General features: G+C 38.0%; 14 protein-coding genes. 7 read left to right on the plus strand and 7 right to left on the minus strand.

Going from position 1 to position 9,349, the window contains the following annotated elements; genetic code table 11:
* Positions 1–8: 8 nt before the first annotated feature.
* Positions 9–1,337: a PhoH family protein gene (locus tag AC1UFB_RS00595; RefSeq protein ID WP_100347451.1), complete on the minus strand. Its 1,329-nt coding sequence runs from the start codon at positions 1,335–1,337 to the stop codon at positions 9–11.
* A gap of 217 nt (positions 1,338–1,554) precedes the next feature.
* Between AC1UFB_RS00595 and AC1UFB_RS00600 the strand changes: the two genes are divergently transcribed.
* On the plus strand, positions 1,555–2,154 hold the full coding sequence (locus AC1UFB_RS00600; RefSeq protein WP_328100949.1) for a YhcN/YlaJ family sporulation lipoprotein: 600 nt from the start codon (positions 1,555–1,557) through the stop codon (positions 2,152–2,154).
* 23 nt (positions 2,155–2,177) lie between these two features.
* Here the strand turns inward: AC1UFB_RS00600 and AC1UFB_RS00605 are convergent, their stop codons facing one another.
* Complete coding sequence (locus AC1UFB_RS00605) at positions 2,178–2,633, minus strand: hypothetical protein (RefSeq protein WP_482588277.1); 456 nt, start codon at positions 2,631–2,633, stop codon at positions 2,178–2,180.
* A gap of 184 nt (positions 2,634–2,817) precedes the next feature.
* Here AC1UFB_RS00605 and AC1UFB_RS00610 point away from each other — a divergent pair, with 184 nt between their 5' ends.
* The gene (locus AC1UFB_RS00610; RefSeq protein WP_025909112.1) at positions 2,818–3,018 is read left to right on the plus strand and encodes a YlaI family protein; all 201 of its coding nucleotides are present in this window, start codon (positions 2,818–2,820) and stop codon (positions 3,016–3,018) included.
* A gap of 2 nt (positions 3,019–3,020) precedes the next feature.
* On the plus strand, positions 3,021–3,452 hold the full coding sequence (locus tag AC1UFB_RS00615) for a hypothetical protein (protein WP_206782745.1): 432 nt from the start codon (positions 3,021–3,023) through the stop codon (positions 3,450–3,452).
* Between the two features lie 19 nt (positions 3,453–3,471).
* Here AC1UFB_RS00615 and AC1UFB_RS00620 read toward each other — a convergent pair whose 3' ends face one another.
* Together AC1UFB_RS00620 and typA are read right to left on the minus strand one after the other, a co-directional pair.
* Positions 3,472–3,789: a YlaH-like family protein gene (locus AC1UFB_RS00620; RefSeq protein WP_025909114.1), complete on the minus strand. Its 318-nt coding sequence runs from the start codon at positions 3,787–3,789 to the stop codon at positions 3,472–3,474.
* Between the two features lie 161 nt (positions 3,790–3,950).
* The gene (gene typA / locus AC1UFB_RS00625; RefSeq protein WP_482588280.1) at positions 3,951–5,789 is read right to left on the minus strand and encodes a translational GTPase TypA; all 1,839 of its coding nucleotides are present in this window, start codon (positions 5,787–5,789) and stop codon (positions 3,951–3,953) included.
* 113 nt (positions 5,790–5,902) lie between these two features.
* Here typA and AC1UFB_RS00630 point away from each other — a divergent pair, with 113 nt between their 5' ends.
* Complete coding sequence (locus AC1UFB_RS00630; protein WP_025909116.1) at positions 5,903–6,088, plus strand: YlaF family protein; 186 nt, start codon at positions 5,903–5,905, stop codon at positions 6,086–6,088.
* A 141-nt stretch (positions 6,089–6,229) separates the two neighbouring features.
* A complete protein-coding gene (locus tag AC1UFB_RS00635) occupies positions 6,230–6,373 on the plus strand; it encodes a hypothetical protein (RefSeq protein WP_326046369.1) in 144 nt (47 codons plus the stop codon).
* Between the two features lie 68 nt (positions 6,374–6,441).
* Here AC1UFB_RS00635 and AC1UFB_RS00640 read toward each other — a convergent pair whose 3' ends face one another.
* Positions 6,442–7,245, minus strand: a complete 804-nt coding sequence (locus AC1UFB_RS00640) for an inositol monophosphatase family protein (protein ID WP_482588282.1) — start codon at positions 7,243–7,245, stop codon at positions 6,442–6,444.
* A gap of 161 nt (positions 7,246–7,406) precedes the next feature.
* The gene (locus AC1UFB_RS00645; protein WP_025909118.1) at positions 7,407–7,592 is read right to left on the minus strand and encodes a hypothetical protein; all 186 of its coding nucleotides are present in this window, start codon (positions 7,590–7,592) and stop codon (positions 7,407–7,409) included.
* A 262-nt stretch (positions 7,593–7,854) separates the two neighbouring features.
* Between AC1UFB_RS00645 and AC1UFB_RS00650 the strand changes: the two genes are divergently transcribed.
* Together AC1UFB_RS00650 and AC1UFB_RS00655 are read left to right on the plus strand one after the other, a co-directional pair.
* Entirely contained in the window at positions 7,855–8,487 is a 633-nt protein-coding gene (locus AC1UFB_RS00650) for a YktB family protein (protein ID WP_025909119.1), read from the plus strand.
* A 149-nt stretch (positions 8,488–8,636) separates the two neighbouring features.
* Positions 8,637–8,798: a hypothetical protein gene (locus AC1UFB_RS00655; protein ID WP_156413469.1), complete on the plus strand. Its 162-nt coding sequence runs from the start codon at positions 8,637–8,639 to the stop codon at positions 8,796–8,798.
* 82 nt (positions 8,799–8,880) lie between these two features.
* Here AC1UFB_RS00655 and AC1UFB_RS00660 read toward each other — a convergent pair whose 3' ends face one another.
* Complete coding sequence (locus AC1UFB_RS00660) at positions 8,881–9,156, minus strand: UPF0223 family protein (protein ID WP_061786692.1); 276 nt, start codon at positions 9,154–9,156, stop codon at positions 8,881–8,883.
* Positions 9,157–9,349: the final 193 nt, after the last annotated feature.

Here is a 9,349-nt window from a genome sequence, read left to right on the forward strand (position 1 = left end):
TTTTCCACTTATAAAATATCAGCAGCTAGCTGTGCGAGACCTGAACGCTCTCCTTTAACAAGCCTTACATGACCTGATATTTTCTGTTCTTTAAATTTTTCAACTACATATGTTAACCCATTATTGTATTCATCAAGATATGGATGATCTATTTGAGCAGGGTCACCCATTAACACAATTTTACTCTTTTCACCAACGCGCGTTAAAATGGTTTTAACCTCATGCTTTGTTAAGTTTTGTGCTTCGTCAATGATGATAAATTGTTCTGGTATACTTCTTCCCCTAATATAGGTAAGGGCTTCTACCTCAATTGAACTAAGGCCTGCTAGGATAGCATCCAGTTCCCCAGGCTTTTTTGTGTTAAATAAATATTCTAAATTATCATAAATTGGCTGCATCCATGGTCGAAGCTTTTCTTGCTTTTCACCCGGTAAAAACCCTAAGTCTTTTCCTACCGGTACAATTGGACGTGCAACCAACAACTTCTTAAAGCAGCCCAAGTCTTCCGTTTGCATTAAACCCGATGCTAAAGCTAATAAGGTTTTACCCGTTCCAGCTTTTCCGATGAGCGTGACAAGCTGGACACCGTCTCGTAAGAGCAGTTCGAGCGCCATAATTTGTTGAACATTTCGCGGCTTAATTCCCCAAATATGGTCATATTCAAAGAGAAGCTTTTTTACTTTTGTAGCGGTCTGATCGACGATTCCAATAGCAGAACCTGAACCTCCAAATGCATCTTTCATAACGAGAAATTGATTTGGGAAAAATGGATGATTTGCGATCTGAGAAGTGAGAATTTCACCGTTTTCATAAAAATGATTTAACACTTCTCTTGGGATATATACTTCCACAAATCCCGTATATATACTGTTAAATTCGACAACACGATCGCTTAAAAAATCCTCTGCTTTCAAACCGATAGCATCAGCCTTCACGCGTACCAATACATCTTTACTAACAAGAATGACTTCACGGCCGTCTTCCTTGGTTTCCTCTTCGAGCGACAAATTTTTTGCGACCGCTAAAATACGATTATCATTCGTTTTCTCTACAAAAATCTCTTGTAATTGATGAAACGAACGGTGATTGAGCTCAATCCGTAAATGTCCACCATTTTCCAAAGGGATTTTCTCATGTAATTTACCGTGTTGACGCAAGTTATCAATGAGCTTTGATACTTGTCTCGCATTCCTTCCAACCTCATCCATATTTCTCTTTTTCGAATCTACTTCTTCTAATACTACAGCTGGTATTACAACTTCATTATCATCAAATGAAAAGATTGAATGCGGATCTTGCAATAACACATTTGTATCTAAAACGTAGATTTTTCCCAACAATTCAGCCTCCTACTCCATTTGGTTTCCAGTTAAGGAGTGTAACAAGGAATCCATTCACTTTTATCTTATGTAAACCGCACGCGTGAAGTTCGAGTAAATGGACGGACCATTTGCTTTAAATATATGAACATATGCATAAAGATAGAAGAACTATTGAAAACTAAACACAAATTGCTACAAAAAATGAGCCATTACCAAAGGAGGTATCTCCCCAATGAAAAAAGGATTACTTATTGCTAGCTTAGCTTGTTTTACAATAGCAGGTTGTAACAATAATCAATCCCAGATTGAAGAAGGACAAAAAACAGACCGCATCGTTCAGGTGAAAAACTCAACGCCTGAAACTGAAACAAAACGCTCTGCTAGGCAAATTTCTCAGCATCTTGTAAGCTTAGCAACAAGCGCTCCAAACGTAAATGATGCTACTGCTATTGTGTTAGGAAAATATGCAATCGTTGGTATTGATGTAAATAACGAAATTGATCGCTCCGAAGTAAGTTCGATTAAGTATACGGTAGCAGAAAGCCTAAAAGCAGACCCATACGGAGCAAATTCCGTTGTCATTGCTGATCCTGATACCGTAACGCGCTTAAAAGAAATTGCGAGAGAAATCGGACGTGGTCGACCAGTTACAGGCTTTTTAGATGAGCTTGCTGCCATCGTAAACCGCGTCATGCCAGAAGTAGCGGAAGAGATTCGCCGCAACCCAGAACCTACCAAAACAAATGATGAAAAGTTAAACAATGAGCAGCAGCAACAATTACGAGACAAGCAAGAAAAACAATCAAATGATCACCTTCAAAAGAACGAATAAAGAATAGACAAGCTTAGTTCACGCTAAGCTTGTTTTAATGCGCTCATTACCTGTTTATCTAATTTAGAAGCAGCTACTGGATCATATGTTTTTTCATAAGTCGGATTGGTAGAGATTTTAGATCCATAGAACATAACGTCTCTTACTTCTTTTATGCTTACTTCAATCAGCGTCAGCTTAATTGGAACGTTTTCCATTCTCTCTTTGGCAACAATTGCACTGCCTTTAATCGCATAGCAAGATTCATTTGCAATCAAATTCACAACAACATCTTTACACTGCGAAATGTCTTTAACCATTCGGGACTTGCTTGCGACAGCAAAACGGATGATTTGATTGGTTGGAGCATAAATCCATGAAATGGCACTCACATTTGGTCCTTTTGTTCCATAATCAACGGTTGAAACTGTTACAAAACGTTCTGCTTGTAGCTCTTCGTACAGTGCTTCGACTAAACTGGATTCAACTTCATTTGCCATTTATATCCCTCCTCCCGTTTATGTATACTTACTTGTTTTCTAGACAAAGAATCTGTTTACCTGCTTACTTTTCCTTGTTTTCAAAACTTTTACATTGTTTAAATAACGACTAAATACATTTTACAGCTTTATAAACAATGCACTTTGGGCTAGAATGTTGTATAGAGAAAACGAGGTGAGATAGATGAGAGTAAAATGTGTCCTATGTGATAAAATTGAATCAATTGAGGATGAAACGCTTGTAGCCAAAAGACTTCGTAATCGTCCTATACATACATATATGTGCAATGAATGCTCAGAACGTATTGAAGAGCGCACAAAAGAACGAATTGCTACCGGAAACTTTAAGCTATATCAATCCAAGCAGACGGAGGAGGACTGGTAAGCATGATTTATAAAGGAATGGTTGTAGGAGTAATAAGTGGCACTGTGCTAGGTTTGGTCTTAAAATGGCTGGAGCAGCTGATGTCTAAAAAGGTTTATACACTCTTATTAAACGTCGATTTCATTCCCATTATAAGAGATATCAAATGGCCTGAATGGGTGGAGTTTGTGTTTCACCTAGTCATTGCAGTCATTATAGGGATTGTTTTTATGTGGATACAAAATCGATTTCGTCACTTATCGTCAGGTAGCATGCTTGTTATAGCCTTTCTCTTAACTTTACCTACCATTCCTTTATATTTCCCTCTTACAGCTTTAGCCATTAAAGCTACCCCGCGTATCGATGACATGGGAGCTTTCTTCTATTGGACGGCGGGACATATTCTTTTTGCCCTGTCTTTATGGATAGGTAGCTTCATTTATAAAAGCCGCTAAGATTTGTCCTTAGCGGCTTTTACATATTTATCGTTGAATCTTCTTTTTTGGATTGATAAAGCCTAATCTTATAAATAATTAAAATAAGCGCTGCCACAACTAACCCTTCTGCTACCGGCAAAAAGATACCTAAAAACGTAAGCACAGTACAGCCGAACCCTAGGAACAGATAAATAATAATGGATTTTAAAAGCGGCAATTTTTTCGCAAACCCCAGCTTATATACAACAATTGACAGCAATAAAATTGTAAGATAAAGCATCCACATTCCGACATCCGAGTTTTTATCAACACGATATAGAGCTGCAAAAAAAGACAGACGATCTTCTACGTTCACCCTATGTTTCCTCCTTTATGTAATCCCACTGACTTCTCTCTTATGAAGTAGGCTTCTTTTTACTTATCAACATATACAATATTCGACAATGAGCTTCCTTTTACCTCTATAAAAAACAAAAAAGTTGCTAGAGCATAGCGCTTTAGCAACTTCTTTACTGCTTATTTCATATCAGCATATTTTTTCTTTTTCGCGATTTTTTCACGCTCGTTTTTATCTAGAATCTTTTTACGTAAACGAATCGATTCTGGCGTAATTTCGCAATACTCGTCATCGTTTAAGTATTCAAGAGATTGTTCTAGAGACATGATACGCGGCTTTTTCATACCTGTTGTTTGGTCTTTGTTAGCTGAACGCATGTTTGTCATTTGTTTCATTTTACAAATGTTAACAACAAGATCATTTTCACGCGTATGCTCACCAACGATCATTCCTTCATACACTTCCGTACCAGGCTCTAAGAAGATTGTACCGCGGTCTTCTACACCTTGGATTCCGTAAGTCGATGATTTTCCTGTCTCCATTGATACAAGCACACCTTGACGACGTCCGCCTACTTGACCAGCTTGCATTGGCTGATAGCTATCAAATGAGTGGTTGATGATACCAAAACCACGAGTTAATGATAAGAACTCTGTTGTATATCCAATTAATCCACGAGCCGGCACCATGAAAATAAGGCGAACTTGACCGTTTCCATTGTTGATCATATCAACCATTTCACCTTTACGAGCACCCATAGATTCCATAATAGAACCAGTATGCTCTTCTGGCACGTCAATTTGAACGCGCTCTACAGGCTCACAGCGTACACCGTCAATTTCACGTACGATTACTTCTGGTTTTGACACCTGAATTTCATAGCCTTCACGACGCATATTTTCAATTAAGATAGATAAGTGAAGCTCACCGCGTCCTGATACAACCCATACGTCAGGAGAATCAGTGTTTTCAACACGAAGACTTACGTCTGTTTCAAGTTCAGACATTAAGCGCTCTTCAATTTTACGAGATGTAACAAACTTACCTTCACGTCCTGCAAATGGTGAATTGTTTACTAGGAACGTCATTTGTAATGTTGGCTCATCGATACGTAATACAGGAAGTGCTTCTTGGTGTTCTGACGGACAAACCGTTTCACCCACGTTAATGTCTTCCATTCCTGATACGGCAATTAGGTCTCCTGCTTTTGCTTCTTCGATTTCTACACGCTTTAGCCCTAAGAAACCGAACATCTTCGTTACGCGGAATTGCTTAACTGAACCGTCAAGCTTCATTAAAGCAACTTGCTGTCCTACTTTCATTGTTCCGCGGAACACGCGTCCTACTCCAATACGACCAACGTAATCGTTATAGTCAAGCATTGCTACTTGGAATTGAAGCGGTTCTTCACTGTTGTCAATTGGTGCTGGAATGTGCTCAATAATAGAATCAAATAATGCTTCCATGTTGTCATCTTGCTTCTCAGGATCTACGCTTGCAGTTCCGTTGATTGCTGATGCGTATACAACCGGGAATTCAATTTGCTCTTCTGTTGCACCTAACTCAATAAATAAGTCAATTACTTCATCAACAACTTCAGCTGGACGAGCAAAGTCACGGTCAATTTTGTTTACAACAACGATTGGTGTTAACTTTTGTTCTAAAGCTTTCTTTAATACAAAACGTGTTTGAGGCATACAACCTTCATATGCGTCAACAACAAGTAGAACACCATCTACCATTTTCATAATACGTTCAACTTCTCCACCGAAGTCGGCATGTCCTGGCGTATCCATGATATTGATACGCGTATCTTTATAATTAATAGCTGTGTTTTTAGCTAAAATTGTAATTCCACGCTCACGCTCTAGGTCATTTGAGTCCATCGCACGCTCTTCCACGTACTCGTTTGTACGGAAAGTTCCGGACTGATGTAATAATTTATCTACTAACGTTGTTTTCCCATGGTCTACATGGGCAATAATGGCAATATTACGTAAATCTTTACGAATGTTCACGCATTTCACTCCTATGCTTGTAATAACTAAGCTATTATATCACACTAAATCTAGAATTGCTGAATGATTTTGTTGTACACTATACTTATTGAATAAATTTGGGAGGAATCAACATGAAAAACATTAAGTGGGTATTTGTTTTATATGCAATGCTAGCAACTTTTTCAATTATGGCAATTGGTATATTTATCGGGGAAGGAAGCGCTACCGGTGTTATTGGATCCATCGTTGCCCTCGTTGCAATTATGGGCTTCGGATTCACAACAAAAAAGAAAATGAGAGAAAAAAATCAACTGTAATTTTTTTCTGAAATAGCACAAAAACGAAACGAGGTTGAGACATAAGTGTTTCAGTCAATGATCTATCCGAACCATTGAGAGTTAACGACTCTTTTATAGTTCGGATTTTTTCTTGATTGGGAAACCAATTTTAGAGAATTAGTGGAATGGAGCGTAAGACACATGACTCCTGCGGGAGATAGAGGAAAGTCTGAGACCCCGCAGCGTAGCGAGGAGGCTCAGATTCCTTCCCGCGGAAAGCGAGTGTCTGTAGCGCAATGGAACGAACCGGTTAGTATAACCTAACGACTTTAAAAAAGCATCATTCGTCCTTTAGAAAGGAACATTTTGTTTTGTCCCAGACTCGTCTTTTTTCAGCCTTTATACTTAGAAAGATACGTAGACAAAATTTCTTCGTGTAAACCTGGCTTGGCAACGAATACGCTGCTTCTGTCTAAAATATCTAAAGGCTTCCCTTCTAAGTCTGTTACGACGCCTCCAAGCTCTTCAATTAAAACTTTCCCTGCTGCAAAGTCCCACGGTGCTAAGCGCATCGTAATATAAGCATCTAACCTTCCTGCTGCAACATATGCAAGCTCAATGGCTGCGGACCCATATGACCTTGTTCCTCTCACACGCGTTACTAGAGGTGAAAGCACCGATGGATCAATTCTTCTATTTTCCGTTACCCACGTTGCGTTTAAGCTGACAATAGACTCTTCAATGTTAACTTGCTTTAAAGGTGGCAGCTGTTGGTCATTAATATATGCTCCCTTCCCTTTTCTAGCATGGTACAGCTCATCATGTACAACATCATATATGAATCCAGCTTGTCCAACTCCATTTTCAAAAATACCTACGGAAATAGCAAAATTTCGCTGTTGATGAACAAAGTTCATTGTTCCATCAATTGGATCAATTACCCAAATAACACCTTCAGATGTTTCAATTTTTTCGCCATACCCTTCTTCACCTAAAATCCGGTGGCCTGGAAATACTTCTTTAATCTTTGAAATAAAGAACTGTTCAATATCTTTATCCATATTGGTTACTAAATCGTTAGGGTTTGATTTTGTTTCAATCACGAGCTCTCTACTAAAAGAAGCTTTAATTCGATCACCTGCTTCTTTAATCCATTGCTTTGCATATGTATCAACCTGATTCCAAAAATCCCTCATTTAGTGTTCCCCCTTTTTTGAAAGTCCTGTATTAAGCTTAAAAAAACGACTGCAAGATGTCAATTCACAGAACAAAGGAGAGAAGTATTTACGCTTCTCTCCATTCCCTTTACTCTTATATTCACCAGTTTTTTCTACTCTCATTCCAGCATCAGCTATCTTTATTGCAAGGAGATCATTTCTTGGCGAAGCTTCTCTAACTTTTGCTTGCACTGATTCTTTTTCTCTTCGTTATTTTCAACCATTGCTTCATACAGCGTAGCTAATTCGTAATCAAGCTCTAATCGAATAACTCCTAGTCTCTTTTGCCCATCATTCTTCTTATACATATTCACCACTTGTTTCATTGATGAAACACCCCTCTCAATAATAATGAATGGTCCTCAAAACGGCTTCAATAAAACTAAATTTTCAGAACTTTTTCGGTTAGAATAGTCTATGTTGAAGCTCAATTTCATGTAACTAAATTGTGTGATTACCTATAAAAAAATGATAGACGTGTTTTTGACAAGCATATGCGAATAAATTGGTGATTATGCCCTTTCTATGGTAAAATTACTACGAAATATGAGATGAATTATCTATTATTGGATATTGGAGGTATTGAATTTGTTTGAAGGATTTTCAGAAGCTGATTTTAACGTATTTACAATAGATGGTTTAGATGAACGAATGGAAGCAATAAAAACACAAATTCGTCCTAAATTCGAAGAGTTAAGCACGCACTTTGCTCCTACACTTTCCTCATTAGTGGGCGATGAAATCTTTGTCCATGTAGCAAAACATGCGCGTAGAACGGTAAATCCACCAAAAGATACATGGGTAGCGTTTGCTACTAACAAGCGTGGCTATAAGATGTTACCTCACTTCCAAATTGGTCTTTGGGGCACTCACGTTTTCGTTTGGTTTGCAGTTATTTATGAAGCACCGATTAAATCAGCGTACGGCAAAATACTAGCCGACCAGATAGACCACATTAAAGAGCAAATTCCTCAATCATTCGTTTGGTCAAAAGACCATACAAAACCTGCTGTCGAAAAAATGAGTTCCTTATCTACCACAGAACTTAAGGGATTATTTGAACGATTAGAACATGTTAAAAAAGCAGAGATTTTATGCGGAATTAATGTATCAAAAGAAGAAGCAGTTAAGATGACTGGCCAACAATGGATTGATTTAATTGATGATACATTTAAGACATTAGCTCCTTTATATGAACTTAGTAAAAAAGCGCACGCGTAAAAAGAGATGCTAAGAGATAAATATTTCAGCCACTAATATGAGGCTGGGACATAAGTAATTCAGCCAATGATAAACCTGAACGATTGAGAGTTCATAACTTTTAATCGTTCAGGTTTTTTGTTGATTGTGAAAACAATGTTGGAAACAGGGTGGAATGGAGCGTAGGACACTCGACTCCTGCGGGAAAGAGAGGGAAAACTGAGATCCCGCAGCGCAGCGAGGAAGCTCAGGTTCCTCCCCGCGGAAAGCGAGTGGCCGTAGCGCAATGGAACGAACGTGTTCAGACAAACCAAAAAGATTGGAACAGCTAGTGTTCGTCTTTTAGAAGCAATCATTTTGTTATGTCCCAAACTCATTTTTTGTTGGTTCGGAAAACATGTTAAAGAATTTTCTTTACTTTTTCATGCGAATAATGTCACCAGATTCGCCAGCTTTTGCTTGTTGAATTGTTCGATAGGATGAATACCCACTTTGATCTTCAAAGTCATTGCAAATTGTTTTTTCTTCTGCTTTGCTTGGAACAATTTCTTTAAAACGACGATAGATACCCATTAGCTGTTCGCGCTCAATTCCTTTTTCATAAGCTTTTTCAATGCTTTCAAAAAATTTAACCACATCAATGATTTCTTCTGTACTCCAATCAAGGGAGATAGGATATTGATATTCCATCTAACTCCTCCGCTCACTTTTTATGTATTTGTCCTAAGACTTTCAAGTAATACTTTATCATATGAATTCAGCTTCACAAAACTTTATCGCTATGCGTAAGTTTAGATTGATTTCTTATAATGCGAATCACTAGCGTCGCATAAATTTTAACTGAATTTTCTGTTTTATTATTTTTCCTTTTTTTCCTTTTTTT

The organism is Priestia sp. KCTC 13724 (assembly GCF_056820425.1).